This is a genomic window from Halomonas sp. AOP12-B1-6, from assembly GCF_052379225.1.
GTDB classification, from domain to species: Bacteria; Pseudomonadota; Gammaproteobacteria; order Pseudomonadales; family Halomonadaceae; genus Vreelandella; species Vreelandella casei.
On the sequence record NZ_JBQSYK010000003.1, the window covers coordinates 14,119 to 33,517 of the forward strand.

The 19,399-nt window shown below is 53.8% G+C and carries 17 protein-coding genes; 2 read left to right on the top strand and 15 right to left on the bottom strand.

Features of this window, described 5'->3' with window-relative positions; translation table 11 throughout:
• Nucleotides 1-167: 167 nt before the first annotated feature.
• From ACT3TR_RS09145 to ACT3TR_RS09180, 8 genes are all read right to left on the bottom strand, one after another.
• Nucleotides 168-692: an STAS domain-containing protein gene (locus tag ACT3TR_RS09145; RefSeq protein ID WP_441684202.1), complete on the bottom strand. Its 525-nt coding sequence runs from the start codon at nt 690-692 to the stop codon at nt 168-170.
• Nucleotides 682-1,875, bottom strand: coding sequence for a PP2C family protein-serine/threonine phosphatase (locus tag ACT3TR_RS09150; RefSeq protein ID WP_441684243.1), 1,194 nt, complete (start codon nt 1,873-1,875; stop codon nt 682-684). Before ACT3TR_RS09150 ends, ACT3TR_RS09145 begins: the two co-directional genes overlap by 11 nt.
• 8 nt (nt 1,876-1,883) lie before the next feature.
• A complete protein-coding gene (locus ACT3TR_RS09155; RefSeq protein WP_441684203.1) occupies nt 1,884-2,708 on the bottom strand; it encodes an MlaA family lipoprotein in 825 nt (274 codons plus the stop codon).
• A 31-nt stretch (nt 2,709-2,739) separates the two neighbouring features.
• Nucleotides 2,740-3,861: a beta-ketoacyl-ACP synthase III gene (locus tag ACT3TR_RS09160; RefSeq protein WP_444625383.1), complete on the bottom strand. Its 1,122-nt coding sequence runs from the start codon at nt 3,859-3,861 to the stop codon at nt 2,740-2,742.
• A 118-nt stretch (nt 3,862-3,979) separates the two neighbouring features.
• Nucleotides 3,980-7,984, bottom strand: coding sequence for an ATP-dependent RNA helicase HrpA (hrpA, locus tag ACT3TR_RS09165; RefSeq protein WP_444625400.1), 4,005 nt, complete (start codon nt 7,982-7,984; stop codon nt 3,980-3,982).
• Nucleotides 7,985-8,102: 118 nt separating this feature from the next.
• Nucleotides 8,103-9,773 (bottom strand): AMP-binding protein, encoded by a 1,671-nt coding sequence (locus ACT3TR_RS09170; RefSeq protein ID WP_441684205.1) that lies wholly within the window; start codon nt 9,771-9,773, stop codon nt 8,103-8,105.
• Nucleotides 9,774-9,965: 192 nt separating this feature from the next.
• Nucleotides 9,966-10,745, bottom strand: coding sequence for a class II glutamine amidotransferase (locus tag ACT3TR_RS09175; protein ID WP_096279191.1), 780 nt, complete (start codon nt 10,743-10,745; stop codon nt 9,966-9,968).
• A gap of 81 nt (nt 10,746-10,826) precedes the next feature.
• Nucleotides 10,827-11,252, bottom strand: a complete 426-nt coding sequence (locus ACT3TR_RS09180; protein WP_096279189.1) for a hypothetical protein — start codon at nt 11,250-11,252, stop codon at nt 10,827-10,829.
• A gap of 62 nt (nt 11,253-11,314) precedes the next feature.
• Here ACT3TR_RS09180 and ACT3TR_RS09185 point away from each other — a divergent pair, with 62 nt between their 5' ends.
• The gene (locus ACT3TR_RS09185) at nt 11,315-13,411 is read left to right on the top strand and encodes a S9 family peptidase (RefSeq protein ID WP_444625382.1); all 2,097 of its coding nucleotides are present in this window, start codon (nt 11,315-11,317) and stop codon (nt 13,409-13,411) included.
• Nucleotides 13,412-13,635: 224 nt separating this feature from the next.
• Nucleotides 13,636-13,794, top strand: coding sequence for a hypothetical protein (locus ACT3TR_RS09190; RefSeq protein ID WP_176483382.1), 159 nt, complete (start codon nt 13,636-13,638; stop codon nt 13,792-13,794).
• 11 nt (nt 13,795-13,805) lie between these two features.
• Here the strand turns inward: ACT3TR_RS09190 and ACT3TR_RS09195 are convergent, their stop codons facing one another.
• From ACT3TR_RS09195 to dnaX, 7 genes are all read right to left on the bottom strand, one after another.
• On the bottom strand, nt 13,806-14,261 hold the full coding sequence (locus tag ACT3TR_RS09195; RefSeq protein WP_096282329.1) for a YcgN family cysteine cluster protein: 456 nt from the start codon (nt 14,259-14,261) through the stop codon (nt 13,806-13,808).
• A gap of 71 nt (nt 14,262-14,332) precedes the next feature.
• Entirely contained in the window at nt 14,333-14,899 is a 567-nt protein-coding gene (locus tag ACT3TR_RS09200; RefSeq protein WP_441684207.1) for an ACP phosphodiesterase, read from the bottom strand.
• Nucleotides 14,900-14,907: 8 nt separating this feature from the next.
• Nucleotides 14,908-15,210, bottom strand: coding sequence for a YcgL domain-containing protein (locus tag ACT3TR_RS09205; RefSeq protein ID WP_096279185.1), 303 nt, complete (start codon nt 15,208-15,210; stop codon nt 14,908-14,910).
• Nucleotides 15,207-16,343, bottom strand: a complete 1,137-nt coding sequence (gene rnd, locus ACT3TR_RS09210; RefSeq protein WP_444625381.1) for a ribonuclease D — start codon at nt 16,341-16,343, stop codon at nt 15,207-15,209. The genes ACT3TR_RS09205 and rnd overlap by 4 nt, the downstream gene beginning before the upstream one ends.
• Before the next feature lie 63 nt (nt 16,344-16,406).
• On the bottom strand, nt 16,407-17,012 hold the full coding sequence (gene recR / locus ACT3TR_RS09215; RefSeq protein WP_096279181.1) for a recombination mediator RecR: 606 nt from the start codon (nt 17,010-17,012) through the stop codon (nt 16,407-16,409).
• Nucleotides 17,013-17,015: 3 nt separating this feature from the next.
• Complete coding sequence (locus ACT3TR_RS09220; protein WP_096279178.1) at nt 17,016-17,342, bottom strand: YbaB/EbfC family nucleoid-associated protein; 327 nt, start codon at nt 17,340-17,342, stop codon at nt 17,016-17,018.
• A gap of 59 nt (nt 17,343-17,401) precedes the next feature.
• Complete coding sequence (dnaX, locus tag ACT3TR_RS09225) at nt 17,402-19,384, bottom strand: DNA polymerase III subunit gamma/tau (protein WP_444625380.1); 1,983 nt, start codon at nt 19,382-19,384, stop codon at nt 17,402-17,404.
• Between the last annotated feature and the right edge of the window lie 15 nt (nt 19,385-19,399).

The window sequence follows — 19,399 nt, forward strand, 5'->3', positions numbered from 1 at the left end:
TATAGGACTAAAAGAGCTAGATAATCAGGCGAGCAATTTAAATAACAACAGATAAGCAGGCACGCATACGAGAACGATCATAAAAGGCAGAAACACGACGATTCAGCGTATTGCGCAATACCCCGTTAGCATATGCGCTCTAGCCGCAAGGTCAGTTCACAGACGTACTAGCAATGAGTTGCAGCACACTGCGACTCAAGCATCTCAACCAGCGGCTGAAACTGCTCACGGTTGTGCTCATTCATATGCATTAAAATGCGATGGGCCTCGAGAATTCGCTCACGCAGGCCTTCTTCGTCTGCGGGCTCTTCAGGCAATTCTTCAAGTGCATCATTGAGCGCGACAGGTTGCTGCAGAGGCAAAGGCGCTTCCATAAGAGTAAAGAAGCGCGCGAAGCCCATTACATCGAGCATTTTGCGAACGTCAGGATTATCGACAATAATGGTTGGCGGCTGCTCCAAGCGCCCTTTGACGGCCATCGCAACCTTAGCGAGAAAGCCCAGGGCGGTGGAGTCCACATTGGTGGCTTCTCGCAGGTCAATCAATACGGCGCGCAGCCCTGGCGTCTCGGCAAGACGTTGAGCTTGAGAGTCCAGCGTGGCGCATAGCGTCAAGCGCACATCGCCGCACAGCTTTAAAACAAAAACACCAGTATCGAAAGCCGCTTTTATGCGACCTTCTTCAATCAGCATGACCAAATCCGCTCACCATCATGATTGTAAGATCATCGGGTAAAGCATCGCGCTCCTGATTAGCGTCAAACTGTGCATCTCCTTTAGCAAGGAGTGCATTAGTTCCCACTAACCTATCGCGCAACTGCTCAAGCGTTACACTCTCGCTTACTAATTGCTCAAGCTCCTTGAGCCGCGTGTCGAGCGTTTTACCCGGCAAGCATTCCAATACACCGTCTGAACATAGCCACAAACGAAACTCAGGCGGCAAGGAACAGCTCAGCGAAGGATACTCTACATCGGGGAAAAGGCCTACCGGCATTCCTTCGCCCTCTAAGCGACTTAGCTTTCCTTCTGCCACTAACAGGGGCATCGGCAGCTGAGCGCCGAGCGAATAGTGAAGAGTCTTTGCCTCATGGTCAATAACACCGACAAATAACGTCGCGTGCTTGCCAATGTCAGTGCCCTGCAGCTCACGGTTCATTGCCGTTAACCAGTCCGGCGGTAAGTCCTCAGGCTTCTGCCCATCCCACTCACTGAGCCAGCGGTTACATAAATACTTTAGTAACACCGTCACAAATGCCGATGAGGCGCCATGCCCCGAAACATCCGCAAAATAAAAAGCGCTATAGCGGTCGTTATAGCGCTGATAGTCTAGAAAATCCCCGGATAAATACAGCGAGGGGGCAAACCAGTAATCGAAATACACCCCGTTGATGACTTTAGGATGAATCGGCAGTAAGCGCCGCTGGATATGGCCCCCACTTTGCTGGTCCATACGCAGCAGCGCTAAATGCGTCTCTAGGCTTTCATTCAGCTCAGCTAGACGCTCGTGGTCGCGCTCACGCTCCAGGGCAAGATCATTAAGCTCTATCGCTTTGCGAATCATCCGTCGTAACAGCTCGGCATGGCGCAAAGGATGAACGATATAGTCCACTAGGCCAACATCAATCGCCTTAATAAGATCCGCATCTTGGCGCGAGTCGCTGACCACCAGCGTCGGTAGGCGCCGGGTTAGCTGCGACCACTGCTGCCTAGGAACCGCTCTAGCATGCGCGACAATAAGCACTGTGTCAGCGGGGAGATGCTCAATATTCTCTGATGCAAACACCCACATGCCATCACAGGTAATAGCTTCAGCCAGCGCATCGCGCTCACGACCCGGTTCGTCGATGACCGCGATCAACTGCTTAGAATGATCCATCATTAGCCTCAATCGGCGCTATTATCGCCATCAACGCCGTCATCACCAAAGTCGCTCTCATCAAAGTCGCTATCATCAAAATCAAAGGCATCCGCGGCAAATGGGTCATCGCCCAGTTCTCCATCACTCACCTCAAATTGACGACTCTGTAAGAAAGCATCACGGATAAAGCTATAACGATCACCCCGGATCAACGCCTCCTGATCAAGCAAGCCTGCACGAACATCGATTAGCCGCAGTGCAGTAAGGCTTATACGAGCGGTATCATCATCGACATAGGTGACCGGATACGCAGCCAGGTCGGCAGGTAAGCCGGTAGTATCGCGCAGCGTGCTTGGGCCTAATAAAGGCAATACAAGATAGCGCGAATCATCCCATCCCCACACTGCTAGTGTTTGGCCAAAATCTTCTTTATCAGCGGTAATTTCCATTAGGGTGGCATAGTCCAATAACCCGCCGACGCCCACTGTGGAGTTAATTAAAAACCGTGATGTGGCCAGGCCCGCGTTTGCTGGCTTACCCTGCAGAAGGCTATTAAGCGCCGTTCGCACTTCGCCCAAATTGGAGAAAAAGTTACCTACTCCTGTTTGTACCGGGTCAGGCGTAACCGTTCGGTAGCCCTGAGCGACTGGCTTTAGCGCATAGCGATCTAATACGTCGTTAAACGCAAACACTTTGCGGTTAAAGCCTTCCCAAGGATCATCAGGGTTAGTGTCTTGCGCCACCTGCGTGCTGGCACAGCCGCCGGTGGCCAATAACGCCACCAATAGAAGAGGCAATCCTTGTGTACGCCACGTAAGCGCTGGCTTTTCTTTATTTAAAAACGGCTGCATGACATTTTCCTTTATCCATTTCAACGCCACGTTACCGGCGGCGAACTACCACACTTCCAGCACTGTAACCCGCCCCGAAGGAGCAAATCACGCCAATGTCGCCTTCTACCAGCTCTTCGCGATGAAGGTGGAACGCAATAATCGACCCAGCGGAGCTAGTGTTCGCGTAGCGATCCAAAATAATCGGCGCCTGAGCGGCACTCGGGTCGTAACCAAGCACTTTACGGGCAATCAAGTCATTCATATGCTGATTGGCTTGATGCAGCCACATACGCTTCAAATCACTGCCATTCAACTCCAAAGATGCCAAATGATCGGTGATCAATTTAGCGACCATTGGACAGACCTCTTTAAACACCCGCCGCCCTTCTTGCACAAACAGCTTATCAAGGGCCAGCGGGTCACTGTCCGTTACACGGCTGAGAAAACCCGCATTATTACGAATTGCATTGGAAAACTTGGTAACTAGGCGCGTACCCAGAATCTCAAACTGTTCATCGGCAGCAGCAGTTGCACTATTTTCCAGGACGATGGCGGTGCAAGCATCACCGAAAATAAAGTGGCTGTCACGGTCTCTGAAATTGAGATGCGCCGAGCAAATTTCCGGATTGACCACCAGCGCGCGCTTAATGCTTCCAGACGCTATCGCATTGGCCGCTGTTTCCAAAGCAAACGTCGCTGAGCTGCAGGCGACATTCATATCAAATCCATAGCCGCTGGTACCCAGCGCTTGCTGCACTTCGACTGCCACGGCGGGATAAGCACGCTCTAAATTCGAGCAGGCAACGATCACCAGCTCAATGTCGGCAGGGTCAACGCGCGCTGCGGCCAAAGCTTGGCGCGCTGCGGCGGTGGCCATTTCACACTGAAGTGAGGGTTCATCATTATTCCGCTGTGGCAGTTTAGGCCGCATACGCTGTGGGTCAAGGATACCTTGCGCATCGAGGACGTAACGATTCTTAATACCTGATGCTTTTTCAATAAACTCACTGCTCGAATGGGCGAGTGGCTCACGCTCTCCCCGGCCAATAGCGTCAGCATGCTGGTGATTTTCAGCGTCTACCCAAGTATTAAATGCCGCCACTAAAGCGGCATTATCAACGGCGTGTTCCGGCGTATAGAGGCCTGTCCCGGTGATCACCACATGTGTCATGCCAATCTCCTTTTAGCGGCTTGCCGAGGTAACTTTCGGCGTAACCATAATGTTACTGTGTGCGTAAAATAGCGCTTTTTCCAGCAACTTTTTTTCGACACCGATTTTGGTCAACGCACTAGGCACTAATAATTTCTTGCCAGCGCTTTTCTAACCGTTTTACCGAAACCGCCATCTTAGTACCCTGCTGCTGAGCGAACAGTGACACCCTGAGCTCCTGCAGCCACCAGCCGAAAGCAACCAGTTCGGGGTCTTCCACTTGGCCACGCCGCTCACTCTTACGCCGCGCATCAAAACGCGCCTCCAACGCTTGAACATCGTGCATCATCATTTGATCGCGGCCGCGCTCACGGGCGGCCTTTTCAAGACGTATCAGTGCCGCTTCGGCGTAACGCGGGTATTCCTCAAGCCAATCGCCGGCATTGCGAATAAAGCCGGTATAAACCAAGCGCTGCATTTGTGCACTGACATCGCTATACACCAGCGCAAGGGAAAAATTGAGCTTACCTTTGAGCAGTTTACTAACCGCTAAGTGCCCTTTTAGCGCGGCCTCTACCCGTAATAGTAAAGCACTCGCTGCGTTAACAAGCTGATGCTGGGTATCGTTGAGTCGTTGGCTCAACTCCCCCGCCGAGCGCGGCAGCGGATGCCGAGCCACCACCTGAGTAAATACAGCCAACAGCAGATCATCGACCAGAGCTTGCTTACTCCCCACTTTAGCAAACAGCAGTGCGCACTTCTCAACGCCAGGTAACTGCTTAATTGCTTTGACCTGCTCCGGCAATTTGGCAATAGCTAGCCGGGCAATGCCCTCCTGATGGGCGGCATCGGCTTTGGCAGGGTGATCGAATAGCGCAACTTTAAACTCGCTCGCTTGCGCCACTAGAGCCGGATATGCCTCAACGCGAATACCGGCCTGGGTGGTGACGCGGGAAGCCGGTAACGGGGCCTCAGGCAGACCGGCAACGGCAGGCTCAATGCTGACCTGTTCGGCCAGTGCTTGAGCACCTGCGCTGGCCGCCGCTTCATAGCGCCGTTCTAAGGCGCGCAGATCGCGCCCCTGGCCCAAGGTTTCACCCGCGTGATCCACCACGCGAATATTCATAATCAGGTGCGGCTCAAGCAAATCTAAGCGCCAGTCTTCGAGCTGCACGCGCGTCGCTGTGCGACGGCGAATAAACTCCCCAAGAGCCTCGGTCAATGGGCGCTGATCAGGCACCAGGGTTTCCAGCGCAGCATCGACCCAATCGGGAATTGGCACAACCTGACGGCGAATACTTTTCGGCAGCGACTTCAATAGCGCAATGCATTTCTCACGCAATAGCCCGGGTACCAGCCATTCTAAAGCATGCACTGGCACCTGCGGCAGCATGGCCGCGGGAACGGTCAGCGTGATGCCGTCGTCTTCAGCGTCAGGGTCAAAATGATAGCTAACCGGATATGCAACGCCAGCCAAGGTTACATAATCGGGATACTGCGTCTGGGTGACATCGTCAGCATCGCGCGCTTTTAACGACTCAAGATCGAAATGCAGTAGCTCTGGATCACGCTGCTCGGCTTGCTTGCGCCAGTGTTCAAACCCTTTGCCGTTAACCGTTTCGGCGGGGATACGCGCATCGTAAAAATCAAAAAGCGTGTCTTCATCGACCAAAATATCGCGCCGTCGAGCGCGATCTTCTAGCGCCTCGACTTCACTGACCAACGCTCGGTTGTGGGCGAAGAAAGCACCTTTAGTCTGAAACTCACCCTCCACCAGCGCGCGGCGAATAAACAGCTCCCGAGACTCCTTAGGCGCTATTGGCCCGTAATGAACGCGGCGCCTCGCGACAATCGGCAGACCAAACAACGTAACCTGCTCAAATGCCACCACCTGTGCCCGCTTCATTTCCCAATGCGATTCGCTGTAAGTGCGCTTTATCAGATGCTGCGCCTGAGGCTCAATCCAGTCTGGGTCAATTTTGGCCACCGTGCGGGCAAATAGCTTTGACGTCTCGATCATCTCAAACGCCATCATCCACTTGGGTGATTTTTTAGCCAGCCCAGAGCCGGGGTGAATCATAAACTTTCGGTTGCGGGCGCCCAGATATTCACGGTTCTCAAGCAGCGTGCCCAAATTAGAAAGCAGCCCTGATAACAGCGCCTGATGCAGCTTGCCCGAGGTTTTGCGCCGCATCTGTCGAGCCTGCTCTTCACTCTCTTCTTCGTTGCGTGGCAAGGGTGCAGGTACATCAATATCCATATCTCGCAGCAGCTGACGCAGCTGTCGGAAGGTGTCGTGCCATTCTCGCATGCGCAGGTAGTTGATGTAGTGCTCGCGACACCAGCGCCGCAACTGGTTTCCGGACAGCGCTTCGCGGGCATTTTCGATGCCGTGCCAAAGGTTCAGCAATGCAACAAAGTCTGAATCCGGGTCGTGCCAGCGCTGGTGTGCTTGATCAGCGGCTTGGCGCTTATCTGCCGGCCGGTCGCGGGGGTCTTGAATAGCCAATGCCGACACCACAATCAGCACATCGCGCAAACTACCCATGTCCACGCCTGCCAACACCATGCGCGCTAAGCGAGGGTCAATCGGCAGCCGCGCAAGCTTACGACCCAGCGTAGAGAGGCGCTGCTGCTCATCCACGGCGCCCAGCTCGAACAGCAGTCGAAAACCGTCTTTAACAAAGCGGCTATCCGGCGGATCAACAAAAGGAAAAGCTTCTATATCGCCAAGCTTGAGGCCCAGCATTGAGAGAATCACCGAGGCTAAATTGGTGCGCTGAATTTCAGGGTCGGTAAAGCCTGGCCGAGATAAGAAATCTTCTTCGCTGTAAAGGCGAATACAGACCCCTTCCGCAACCCGCCCGCAGCGCCCTTTACGCTGATTCGCGCTCGCTTGACTGACGGCCTCCACGGGCAGGCGCTGGATTTTTGACCGGTAGCTGTAACGGCTGATACGCACAAGCCCTGGATCGATCACATAGCGAATGCCGGGCACCGTCAGCGAGGTTTCTGCAACGTTGGTCGCCAGCACAATTCGGCGCCCGCGGTGCGAGGCGAAGACACGGTTTTGCTCTTCGTTGGAAAGGCGTGCGTAGAGAGGCAGAATGTCAGTGCCTTTTAAGTCCGCGCGGCGCAGCGTATCGGCGGTTTCACGAATCTCACGCTCTCCGGGTAAAAACACCAGCACATCGCGAGGGCCATGCAACCAGCCTTTATCACGTTCAATGGTCTCGAGTTCTTCTACCGCGTGCAGAATACCCTCTTGCAGCGTGCGATCGTCTTCATCGTCTTCGTCACGTACCAGCGGCCGATAGTGCACCTCAACGGGATAGGTCCGCCCGGTCACTTCCACGACCGGTGCAGGCGTCTTAGCGGTACCGAAATGCTCAGCAAAGCGCGCCACGTCAATGGTAGCCGAGGTAATAATAACTTTGAGATCGGGCCGCTTGGGTAACAAACGCTTTAGATAGCCCAGCAGAAAATCGATATTCAGGCTTCGCTCGTGAGCCTCATCGATGATGATAGTGTCATAGCGCAGCAACAGCGGGTCGTGCTGAGTCTCAGCCAGCAAGATACCGTCCGTCATTAGCTTGACTAACGTGCTCGGCGTACTCTGATCATGAAAGCGTACCTGATAGCCTACCTGCTCGCCCAAAGAGACGTTCAACTCTTCCGCCAAACGCCCGGCAACGCTTCGAGCCGCCAAGCGCCGTGGCTGGGTGTGGCCAATCAAGCCACGACGGCCACGCCCCAGCTCTAAGCACATTTTTGGAAGCTGAGTGGTTTTGCCTGAGCCGGTCTCCCCCGCCACCACGACGACTTGATGATCACGGATGGCGTTAAGAATATCTTCTCGCCGCTCAACAACCGGTAGTTCAGGCGGATAATTAAGCGCGACCTGCTGCGCCTGACGTAGGCTAAGCAGCTGCTGAGCACGGCTGATCTCGCACTGCACCTCATCCAAACCACGGCTGATAGGCTTGTTATCGCGCAGGCGACGGTTCAAACCACTCAGGCGCTTCTCCAGCCTCTCTGTATCGCGCAGCATCACCTCCCCCGCTGCCTGTGTCAGCGATGCAAGGCGTTGGCTATCGGTGGGGGCTGTAGGGATGTCAGTGGTCACGATTGAGTAGGCTTCCATTCGCTTGAGTGGCACAAAAAATCAACCCGCTCAATTGAGCGGGTCGTAAGCACAGCCTCGTAGTGTAACGCTTTCATTTGCTTGACGCCTAGCACGGCGCTGGGTACGCGTTAAACGGTTACCCTTTAGGCGCTTCTTCGTCACGCAGCTGGCGGCGCAGAACTTTGCCCACGTTCGTTTTAGGCAGTTCATCACGAAATTCGATAACTTTAGGCACCTTATAGCCGGTGAGCTCTTTTTTACACCAATCACGGAGTGTTTTTTCATCAAGCTGGCTATTTTTGCTTACGACAAATAGCTTGATCGCCTCACCGGAGTTTTCATCCGGAATACCTACCGCAGCCGACTCAAGCACATCGGGATGAGAAGCCACTACATCCTCAATTTCATTGGGATAGACATTAAAACCAGAGACCAGAATCATGTCTTTTTTCCGATCAACAATGCGGATGTAACCATCATCTTGAAGTATGGCGATATCGCCGGAGTGAAACCACCCACCCTCATCAATGGCCGCGCGGGTGTCATCCTCGCGCTGCCAGTAGCCTTTCATCACTTGTGGCCCTTGTACGCACAGCTCACCTGGCTCGCCCATGGCGACGTCGTTGCCGTCGGCATCAACAACTTTGACCGCAGTACCCGCCACGGGCTTACCAATCGAGCCCAGTTGAATGGCATCAGCAGGATTAAAGCTGACGATAGGCGATGTTTCAGTCAGCCCGTAGCCCTCAGCAACCGGGCAGCCGGTCGTTTGTTCCCAGCGCTGCGCTGCGGCTTTGGTCAAAGCCATACCGCCAGAAATCGTCAGCTTTAAGTTAGAAAAATCTAGCTGTTTGAAATCGTCACGGTTACAGAGGGCATTAAACAGCGTATTCAGGCCAATGAAGGCGGTAAAAGGCAGCCCTTTGAGCTCTTTAATAAAACCATCCAGGTCACGAGGATTGGTAATCAACAAAGAGTGGTTGCCGGTCTCCATCAAAAATAGGCAGTTAACGGTAAACGTATAAATGTGGTAAACCGGCAGCGGCGCAATAACGAGTTCTTCGCCATTACGCAAGCGGGCGCCAATCGCTTCACGTGCTTGCAGCATGTTGGCGACCAGGTTGCGGTGCGTCAGCATGGACCCTTTGGGCGTCCCGGTCGTGCCGCCGGTATACTGAAGGGCCGCCAAGTCATCGTGCGTCTGCTTGACCTCGGTATGGCTTAACGAAGCGCCTTTTTTCAAAGCATCTCGAAAGTCAGTCGCGCTGGGTAGCGAATAGGCGGGCACCAGCTTTTTGACGTGTTTAACCACTGCGTTGATTAACCAGCGCTTGGGTATATCGTGTAAATCCCCGAGCTGAGTTACCACAACGTGCTTGATATCCGTTTTATCGAGCACTTTCTCAAGCTTGTCCGCCATATTGGCCAGAATAACAATCGCTTTCGCGCCAGAATCTTTGAACTGATTCGCCATTTCCCGTTCGGTATAGAGCGGGTTGGTATTGACCAACACGAGGCCTGCACGCAGCGCGCCAAAGACTGCCACGGGAAATTGCAATACGTTGGGCAGCTGAATGGCTATTCGGTCACCGGGCACCAGGTCAGTTTCGTGCTGTAGCCAGGCGGCGAAGCCCCCCGATAAGCGGTCAAGGTCGGCAAAGGTCAGCGTTTTCCCCATACAGGAAAAGGCAGGCTTTTCTTTAAAACGCTCTACTGCGGAATGAAAAACATCTGTGACTGAATCATATTGATCCAACCCTTCAAGCGCTGGGCCACTTAAAACGGCGGCGTTGGCGTGTTCGCTCATGGGCAATCTCCGCTATCCGTGTCGGCGAGATCACCGACCTTGTTATTGTCGCGAGGTTGAGAGCACCAACGATATACGACGCGTAAAGGGCTGTAAAACGATCGATTAAAACCTACGTTTCAACCTTAGCCTAGCGCCAAATACGTCTTATTCATTGCTCACTCTCACCTGCTACTTTAGCAACTCATTCATTTATGGACAGTATCGCGCCTGAATTTCTCCATCGCGCCAGACTAATAGCTCACCAGGCACCATTTTCTCCCAGGCTTCATTATGGGTAAGTGGCTCAGTGGCAATAACCGAAACAATATCATCGGGGGTGGTATGCTCAGCGAAGTTGACCGTCATTTCAGCATCAGATAGTTCAGCATCGCCAAACGGCGCGCAGCGCGTTATGTGCGCAAGCTTAGTAGCGCAAAAGGTATATAAATAATGGCCGTCGGAGAGCAGCATATTGAATACGCCTAGCGCTCTTAACTGCTCACACAGTTGGTGTAAACGCTCCCACAGGCTTTCAAGTGTATCGGGCGGTGTCGGAAAGGCTCGTCGTAGCTCGCCTAGCAGCCAACAGTAGGCATGCTCACTATCCGTACTGCCCACCGGGGTATAACTGCCTAACGGTAGATTTTCCCAGCTGCTTAACTGACCGTTGTGCGCATAGCACCAAGGGCGCCCCCACATTTCGCGCATAAACGGATGCGTATTGGACAACCGCACTCCGCCCACATTGGCTTGCCGGATATGGCTAATCACCACATTGGACTTAATGGGATAGTCGCAAATCAATCGAGCAATAGGCGAATTGACCGAAGGATACGGATCTCGAAAATCGCGATAGCCGCCTTCCTCATAGAAAGCGATACCCCAGCCATCACGGTGAGGGCCCGTCCCGCCCCCACGGTGTAAAAAGCCCGAGAAGCTAAAACAAATATCAGTGGGTACATTAGCGCTCATGCCCAATAACTCACACATGCCTAGCCACCCGTAAAGATCTCAACATAATCTGGCACGCAGGACCTCTCACAAGGGCAATCACCCATGCGCATAAAATCATTAGCCGATCACCGGTTCACGACGGCGTGAAGGCTGCGCAACACCGTCGCGCTCTTCGTCCTGCTCGACATAGTCGTATTCATCAGGGCGACGCCACCACCACAGAGCGACACCAATAAGCGCACCCACGGCGACGCCAAATATCAGCCACATCAGGCCTCCACGCAGCGCTGCACCGTTATGTTCTAAAAAACCCACCGCTGACACCATCGCCGACGGTGCCCAACCGGTATAGAATTCACCCTCCTCTATCAACGGCAGCCGAAAACTAGCGGGCATCAGCACGGCGCCAGCGACACACCATGTCAGCACCAGCCGTGGCAAACGGGGCAGCAGAGATAGCGCAAAGTAAACAGCGACAATCACTAACAGCGCTACGCCGTAGTAACTTAACCACAACATTGACGTTGAATTTGCAATTAACATAATACCCCTCATGTGGGTGAACTCACCCGACGTTGATTTCTCGTTATGGTACCTATGAATTTATGAAAGCACAGCCAAGCATCCACTCAAACTTACCCGCTGCGCGCTATTATCGCGCTAATGACCCTCAATGGCACTGGTTAGAAAAGCGCGATGATTCAGAGGTTACTGCCTTTTTAGAGGCTGCCAATGAGCAGCAGGCTGCTTGGTTCACCCCGCTAGCACCGCTAGAAGAAGCATTATATCAAAGCCATTTGGCACGCCGCGAGCTTGCAGTGACTAGCCTTAAGACAGCGCTTGACCACTTCACGTTCTGGAGCGAAACCGGCGCTAAAGATGATTACCCCTGCTGGTGGCGTCATCCTAACGCTAGACACGAACAGCAGGAGTGTTTTTTTGATGTCGGTGCCCGCGCCGCAGAATATGACTTTTATGACATGGGCGATATGGCACTCTCCCCGGACGAGCAGTGGCTAGCCTGGACGGAAGACACTCAGGGCGACGAGCGCTTTACGCTGTGGCTAAAAGCACTGCCTAACGGCCAGCCCCTGCAATTATTAAGCGATATTGGCGCAGGCCTTTGCTGGGCAGAAGATCAAACAGCAAAGACGGCAACGCTGCTGTTCACGCGCTTTGACGACACCCAGCGCCCAGATAGCGTATGGCGTCTACCGCTGGCGCTGACAGAGCCACATGCCGCAACGGCCCCCATCCTTGTGTTACGCGAAGATGATCCTGAATTTTGGCTCGGTATCGGCAAAACCCGGTCGAAAGCGTGGCTACAGCTTGAAAGCGGCTCAAAAGATACTAGCGAAATTCATCTGGTACCGGCGCACTCTCCTGCCACTACGCCGATATGTATTCAAACACGCCAAGCAGGCGTTGAGTACAGCATCGACCACCGTCCTGGGTCGTTTTACCGCTTACACAATCAATCCGGTGCTCACTTTCAACTTGATCACCTGCCGGAAAACCAGCTTGGTCAGCCCCAGCCTAAGTGGCAGACACTCATCGGCCACCGCGAAGATGCAACGCTTGAAGGCATTGATGCATTTTCTTGGGGACTAATGCTCGCTGAGCGTGACCATGCCCAGGCACAGGTGCGCCTACGGCGGCTTGTATTAGATGATCAGCATAGCTGCACCTTGGATGAGTATCTGGCACTACCCGAGCAGCCCTGCTCACAGCTATTAGAAGATGCACCTCATTTCGATAGCCAGGTGCTTCAACTGCGCGAAGAGTCCTTTATCCAGCCGCCCAGCTGGTTCGCGCTCGATCTTACGAACGGCCAGCGCACGCTGCTAAAACGCGTGCCGGTTTACGGCAATCTTTTGCCCGAACAACTGGTCAGCCGCCGCCTATGGGCGACAAGCCAGGATGGCGAGCAGGTGCCTGTCTCAATCGTCATGCGTGCAGACCTGGCAGACCAATCTCTGCCCACACTGCTGTACGGCTATGGCGCCTACGGCGAAGCGCTTGATCCATGGTTCTCTATCGCACGTTTAGAGCTACTTGAACGCGGCGCAGCCTTTGCCGTTGCACACGTGCGAGGAGGCGGCGAACGCGGCGAACCCTGGTACTTAAACGGCAAGATGGCCCACAAAGAAAACAGCTTTAATGACTTTCTGGCCGCGCGTGAGGCGCTTGTTGAACAAGCTGTCAGTGACCCTCAGCGCATAGTGGCCTGTGGCGCGAGTGCGGGTGGATTATTGGTCGGCACCTGCATCAACCGAGCACCCGAGGCGTTTTGCGCAGCACTGCTAGACGTGCCCTTCCTTGACGTATTACGCACCATGCAGAATCCTGAGCTTCCCCTGACCACCGCGGAGTACAGTGAATGGGGCAATCCCGAAGAAGTCGAAGTGGCCGAGCGAATTAGCGGCTATTCGCCGATCGATAACATCAAATCTCAGGCATATCCTGCACTCTGGATTGAAGGCAGCTGGTTCGACACGCGTGTGAGTTACTGGGAGCCTGCCAAATTCTATGCCCAGGTATCCCAACAGCAGCAAGGCTCAGCGCCTATTCTAATGCGCACTGATATGAGTAGCGGCCACGGCGGCGCGTCAGGGCGTTTTAAAGCGTGGCAGGACACCGCAAGGCAAGATGCCTTTATTCTGTGGGCGATGGGGCTCGCGGAACAGCCAACGCCCAGCTAACCCCAACATTACTAGCCTACGCAAGAGTCACTTTAAAGCAGCGCTTCAAGCGCTGCTTTTTTAATGACTGTCAATAAACACCACTGCTGAGTAACCCTCGTCAACAGCGCGCATCAATCTTTATGAAAATACTTTCCATAAAATATTCACAGACCAATAAAAATACGCCATACTAGACATTAGTCGCATGCACTAACGTCTAATCAAGGCTATCTGGAGATATTATGAAATACCAAGACCATTTTCCCACTATTTGGGATGCGCCACGCCAGAAAAAAGCTGCAAGCAAAAAGCCAGCAAACGCAGCGCCTGCTAAACAAGAGCGTTCAGCATTTAAGGACGTGTTTCTGTCTATTTGGGATTCGCCTAAATCCAACGCTTAAATAAGCGAAGGTTACATCGGCAGAATCGCGATGATGTGGGATTCTAGCTGTTTTTCTGGCACATCATCTTGCGATACGGCAAAACTGCGCACACTGATCCCCTTGCGATGAACCCGCTCTGCATCGTTACTCAATAGCGGATGCCAGCCGGCCAACTTGCGCCCTTCCGAGACTCGCCGATAGCCGCAGCTTTGTGGCAACCAGGTGAACTCTTTGACCAGTGCAGGCGTGAGCTGGGTACAGTCAGGTACGCTGTCAAAACGATTCGGGTAGTCACTGCATTGGCACGACTGAATATCCAGCAAACGGCAGGCAACGTTAAGCACCGCTAGCTCTTGGGTTTCTTCATCGTGCAACTTTAGCAAGCAACACTGCCCGCACCCATCACACAGTGCCTCCCATTCTGGCGGCGTGAGTTCTTCAAGCGTAAAGCGCTCCCAGAAACGTTCGCGCATGGTGGCTTTCATCGCCTCCTCCTTCATTGTCACGCGGCAACACACGCTATAAAGCTGTGTTTTGGCGACTGAGTGTTTCAAACTTAATGCTTCAAACTTAGCGCTTCAAATAAAACCGGCCATAACGACTGAAAATCTTGCTCTAGCCTTGGATAATCGTCATGCAGCCACGGCACAAGCGCCGCAAGCTGATTCGGGCCGGATAAGCGACGCCCAATGCCAGCAACGGCACGGCAAGTGAATTCAAAGTCAGCGTAGCCTCTTAGCCAGTCATGCTTGACCAGCAGCGGCATCATGCCAGCCAAGCGATTGGGGGCTGGGCGCGTCGAAAGCAGCTGATAGCAGCGCTCAATCAACTGCTCGTGATCTTGTCGGCCGGCCATATCCCTGGCTAGAAAATGATCCCAGACCATATCTAACGCGATTCCTGCATAGCGGCGCTGAGCGGTTGGAGCGCGGCGCCTTGCCCCCGCAACACAGGGGTGGCTATCAACCCATGCATCCACGCGGCGGTGATGCCGAATACCCAGGGCAGTCGCATCCGACCAGCCGCTTAAATCGCGACCTTTAACGCCGTCAGCAATTAGATTGCCGTATAGAAAATCATCGCTACCGGCACGCGCCAGCCACGCATGGGCTAGAAAATTCATTATGCCGGCTATTCAGCGTCTGAGCGTGATGCAACATGGGCACGGTGCACATCAAGCAAATAGGCTTCTTTAGGAGGAGGCATCTGCAAATAATAACCTTTGTCCTTAATCCCTTCGACCACATCAGCCGCACTGACGCGTGAAAGCTTTTTGTCAGCCGTCAGCAGCATGGTAAACACAGGCAGCGGTTTGCCAAACGTCTCCATGAGTAATTCTGGCACCTGTGTCATCCCCTGACGCTTATCAACGTATAGATACATCTCGTCTTTACGCGAGCTTTTGAAGACATCACAAATTAACTTATCGCTCATGAAGGCAGCTCCTCAAGGGCTTGAACTAGCGCAGTATTCAAACACTCGCCACGCCAACCGCTGGGTAATGAATGCGGCTCACTGGCCAAATCCTGCATCACGAGCGTTTCAATATCTCGACGACGCATCAGCATTTCAGGCGCCATGCCTAAGTCATCGGCTTTGGCAGTGATCACTTTTTTAAGCGCTTTAAAGCGCGTTTTAAAAGTAGGATGCATGGGGTCAGGCCAGCGCACTGGCAGGGCCGAATCGTCGCAGTGCTGTGCCTGCTTTACCATTGCTAACAGCGTGTCACCCTCTTTTTTAATCAGCACTGGCTTAACGCCTTCCACCTCGGCTAGCTCAAAGCGATTGCCGGGCATTTTTTCTGCGATCGCAAACAGTAACTTATCACTAATTAGCCAATTACGAGGTAAATCACGCCGGCGTGTCTCACCCTCGCGCCACGTGGTCATTAGACGATACGCCTCCATTTGGCGAGGCGCTAAGCGCCAAAGCTGGCGTTGCCGGGTATACCACTGCTGATCGTTTTCAACACTGCGACCCGCCTGCTCAATTAAAATGGCGCACTCAGCATCCACCCATTCACGGCGACCCAACACAGCGAGCTTCTCAGCCTGGAGGCCCCATACTTTCAATAAATAAATAACGTCTAGCGCAGCGTAATGGCATTGCGCTGGCGTTAATGGGCGCACTAACCAGTTTGAGCGTGTTTCCTCTTTAGGAAGCGTTTCATCGAACCAAAATTCGACCAGCTTTTGATACCCCATGCTGGGATTTTCGCCTAAAAAACCCTGCGCTACCTGCGTGTCCACTAACGGCGTAGGCAAAACGCCTGCCCAGCATTGAAATACTTCCAAATCCTCGCTGCAGGCATGCAGCAGCTTAATCGCGCTATTTTGCAGCAAAACGCGGAATTTTTCGGTACATGGCACCGCCACTGGATCGATTAAATAAGCCTCCTCTCCCGCGGTAAATTGCAATAGCGCAGGAACAGGGAAAAACGTGTTCTCTCGGAAAAATTCGGTATCCAGTGCAATCACTGAGGCATCGGCTACTTGCTCACACGCTGCATCGAGCGCATCGGGGGTATCAAGCCATTGAAAAGCGGGAGTAAGAGAGGACAAAAGCATTCTTCCAAGTTGACACACAATCGCCAGAGCGTTTGCGGTTAGAGAACTACTGAGTAAGTAGGCTTATTCACTGGTAAAAGGCAGGCGCCCATTAAACGCGCGACTCAATGTGCCACCATCGACGTATTCCAACTCACCCCCCATTGGCACTCCGTAGGCTAGCCGAGAGAGCTTGACGCCATATTCAGAAAGCTGCGAGGCAATATAATGAGCCGTCGCTTCACCTTCGATGGTTGGGTTAGTGGCCAGCACCACTTCTTCGACCAGCCCTTCTGCAACGCGCGCTTCAAGCAAATCTAAACCAATCGACTCGGGGCCAATGCCGTCCAGTGGCGAAAGGTGCCCATGCAAGACAAAGTAGCGCCCCTTAAACCCACCGGCTTCTTCAATGGCCAACTGATCAGCAGGCGACTCTACGACACATAGCAATGCATCGTTACGTCGCGCACTCTCACACAGAGCACAAATTTCAGCCTCTGTAAGGGTACGGCAACGCTGGCAGTAACCCACTTCCTCAATCGCTTGCTGAATCACCGCGGCAAGACGTTGCCCGCCTGGGCGCTCGCGCTCGAGGAGGTGCATAGCCATGCGTTGGGCCGTTTTAGGCCCAACGCCGGGCAGAACGCGAAAAGCCTCCATCAACTGCTCAACGAGGGGAGAAAAGCGCATTGCTTAGAACGGCATCTTAAAGCCGGGAGGAAGACTCAGCCCGGACGTCGCTTCTTCCATTTTCGCCTTAGAGCTAACTTCTACTTTGCGTACTGCATCATTAACCGCCGCCGCCAGCAAATCTTCCAGCAGCTCCTTATCTTCTTCCATAACGCTAGGATCGATGGTCACATTGGAAACGTCATGGCGACCGTTCATAGTAACTTTCACCATACCAGCGCCCGCTTCGCCCTGAACCTCAACCTTGGCGACTTCTTCCTGGGCGTGCTGCATCTTTTCCTGCATTTCTTGGGCCTGCTTCATCAAGTTGCCCATTCCACCTTTAAGCATGATCCGATCTCCAATATGGCTGAAAAAAAGTCTAAGGACGTGACTCGCAGGATGCGCTGTTAGCGCAATTGCTCGGCAGGCTTCACGCTGGATTCTATCAGCTTTGCGCCAAACGCCTGCTGTAACTTTTGTACATGGGGGTCATGGTTGAGCAGATCAACCGCCTGAGCGTGCCGCTCTTTATTAAGGCGCTCCTCACGTTTACGGGGAGTTTCAACATTGCTAGGCAGCTCTGCGACGTAAAATGCCACTCGGCGCGGCTTTCCCTGCTCGCCAAGCGCACGCTCGATACGCGTCTGATGAACTTCCGCCTGCATAGCCGCTTGGCTTGGGTCTAAGCGCAGCGTTAACAGCTTGCCATCATCGCTTTCTACTAAACAGTTGCCAGCAAGGTTGCGCGTCAAACCACCCAGACCGAGAGAATCAAAAGACTGCAGCCAGAGCGCGTTATCCAAAGTATCTGAGCCATTTTCTGCCATAGCATTCGATGGCATCACGATGTCTGGCTCTGGCTCTGGCTCTGGCTCTGGCTCTGGCTCTGGCTCTGGCTCTGGCTCTGGCTCTGGCTCTGGAAAAGATGCTGGTTCTGGTTCCAGCTCAGCAACAGGTTCGGGGGCAGAAACAGGCTCGGGCTCGGGGGCCGTCACTTCGGTGTCAACTGACCAAGGTGGTGGCTCTTGAAGTGGCGGCTCCTCTTGAATCACAGGCCCTTCAGACTCCGCCTGAGAAGGCTGGGCTGAAAAGGCCGTTTGAGGAGCTACCTCGCCGCGCTGATCACTCTCTCGGTGACTCTCACTGGGCGAGGGCTCAACAGGCGGCGAAGGTGCGGGCAAGGCAGCGGATGTGCTCGCAACCTGGGCGGCGGCATTGGGATCACCCGCGGTTATTCCGGAAGGCTCACTTCTCAGCGGTAGCGGCGTACGCGGCGGCTTCGGCACACCTTGGGGTCTAAAGGCCAGCATTCGCAGCAGGGTCATCTCTAATGCACTGCGTAAATCCGGCGCGTGCACCATGTCGCCACGGCCTTGAATACCGATTTGATAATAAAGCTGTATATCTTCAGCGGTAAAACGACTCGCCAACTGTAAGATCACGTCACGATCGCCGTGGCTATTATCAACGGCGTCCGGCACCATCTGCGCAACCGCTAAGCGGTGCAACATACTTGCAAGCTCGTCCAATACAGCGGCAAAATCAGGGCCCTGCTCTGCAAGCTGGGACACTTCTGCCAGCAGCCGCTGCACGTCGACATCGGCTAGCGCTTCTGCCAGCCCCAGAATATGGCGATGATCTAGCGTGCCCAGCATTGAGGCTACATCGGCATGCCGCACCGAGCCTTGACCAAATGCGATGGCCTGATCCGTTAAGCTCATGGCATCACGCATTGAGCCTTCGGCGGCCTTACCCAGCAGCCACAGTGCGCTTTCATCGAACGCAACACCTTCTTCACCCAACACATATGTCAGGTGCTCAACCACTCGCTCAGGCGGCATGTGCTTGAGCGTAAACTGTAGACAGCGTGAGAGCACGGTCGGCGGCAGTTTTTGCGGGTCGGTGGTCGCCAGTAAGAACTTAACGTGCGGGGGTGGCTCTTCTAATGTTTTTAGCAGCGCATTAAAGCTGCTAGTGGAAAGCATGTGTACCTCATCAATCAGGTACACCTTATAGCGCCCTTGGGTGGGCGCATACTGCACGTTATCTAGCAGCTCGCGGGTATCCTCCACCTTCGTGCGTGAGGCTGCATCAACCTCGATCAAGTCAACAAAGCGGCCTTCATCGATAGCCTGGCAGCTCGCACACTGACCGCAGGGAGTAGAGGTAACGCCCTCCTCTCCACGCCCGTTGGCGGTGCAGTTCAAACATTTGGCAAGAATGCGTGCCAGCGTGGTTTTACCCACGCCACGGGTGCCGGTAAACAGATAAGCATGATGCAGGCGGCCCTGATCAAGAGCATTGACCAAGGCGCGCTGAACATGGGCCTGGCCCACGAGTTCGTGGAATGTGCGGGGTCGCCACTTGCGGGCCAGAACCTGATAGCTCATGAAGCTGTTTTTCCT

Excerpts from the sequence above, each read along its gene's own strand:
- ACT3TR_RS09145 (WP_441684202.1), bottom strand. The coding sequence starts at position 692 with ATGCTGATTGAAGAAGGTCGCATAAAAGCGGCTTTCGATACTGGTGTT.
- ACT3TR_RS09150 (WP_441684243.1), bottom strand. The coding sequence starts at position 1,875 with ATGGATCATTCTAAGCAGTTGATCGCGGTCATCGACGAACCGGGTCGT.
- ACT3TR_RS09155 (WP_441684203.1), bottom strand. The coding sequence starts at position 2,708 with ATGCAGCCGTTTTTAAATAAAGAAAAGCCAGCGCTTACGTGGCGTACA.
- ACT3TR_RS09160 (WP_444625383.1), bottom strand. The coding sequence starts at position 3,861 with ATGACACATGTGGTGATCACCGGGACAGGCCTCTATACGCCGGAACAC.
- hrpA (WP_444625400.1), bottom strand. The coding sequence starts at position 7,984 with ATGGAAGCCTACTCAATCGTGACCACTGACATCCCTACAGCCCCCACC.
- ACT3TR_RS09170 (WP_441684205.1), bottom strand. The coding sequence starts at position 9,773 with ATGAGCGAACACGCCAACGCCGCCGTTTTAAGTGGCCCAGCGCTTGAA.
- ACT3TR_RS09175 (WP_096279191.1), bottom strand. The coding sequence starts at position 10,745 with ATGTGTGAGTTATTGGGCATGAGCGCTAATGTACCCACTGATATTTGT.
- ACT3TR_RS09180 (WP_096279189.1), bottom strand. The coding sequence starts at position 11,252 with ATGTTAATTGCAAATTCAACGTCAATGTTGTGGTTAAGTTACTACGGC.
- ACT3TR_RS09185 (WP_444625382.1), top strand. The coding sequence starts at position 11,315 with ATGAAAGCACAGCCAAGCATCCACTCAAACTTACCCGCTGCGCGCTAT.
- ACT3TR_RS09190 (WP_176483382.1), top strand. The coding sequence starts at position 13,636 with ATGAAATACCAAGACCATTTTCCCACTATTTGGGATGCGCCACGCCAG.
- ACT3TR_RS09195 (WP_096282329.1), bottom strand. The coding sequence starts at position 14,261 with ATGAAAGCCACCATGCGCGAACGTTTCTGGGAGCGCTTTACGCTTGAA.
- ACT3TR_RS09200 (WP_441684207.1), bottom strand. The coding sequence starts at position 14,899 with ATGAATTTTCTAGCCCATGCGTGGCTGGCGCGTGCCGGTAGCGATGAT.
- ACT3TR_RS09205 (WP_096279185.1), bottom strand. The coding sequence starts at position 15,210 with ATGAGCGATAAGTTAATTTGTGATGTCTTCAAAAGCTCGCGTAAAGAC.
- rnd (WP_444625381.1), bottom strand. The coding sequence starts at position 16,343 with ATGCTTTTGTCCTCTCTTACTCCCGCTTTTCAATGGCTTGATACCCCC.
- recR (WP_096279181.1), bottom strand. The coding sequence starts at position 17,012 with ATGCGCTTTTCTCCCCTCGTTGAGCAGTTGATGGAGGCTTTTCGCGTT.
- ACT3TR_RS09220 (WP_096279178.1), bottom strand. The coding sequence starts at position 17,342 with ATGCTTAAAGGTGGAATGGGCAACTTGATGAAGCAGGCCCAAGAAATG.
- dnaX (WP_444625380.1), bottom strand. The coding sequence starts at position 19,384 with ATGAGCTATCAGGTTCTGGCCCGCAAGTGGCGACCCCGCACATTCCAC.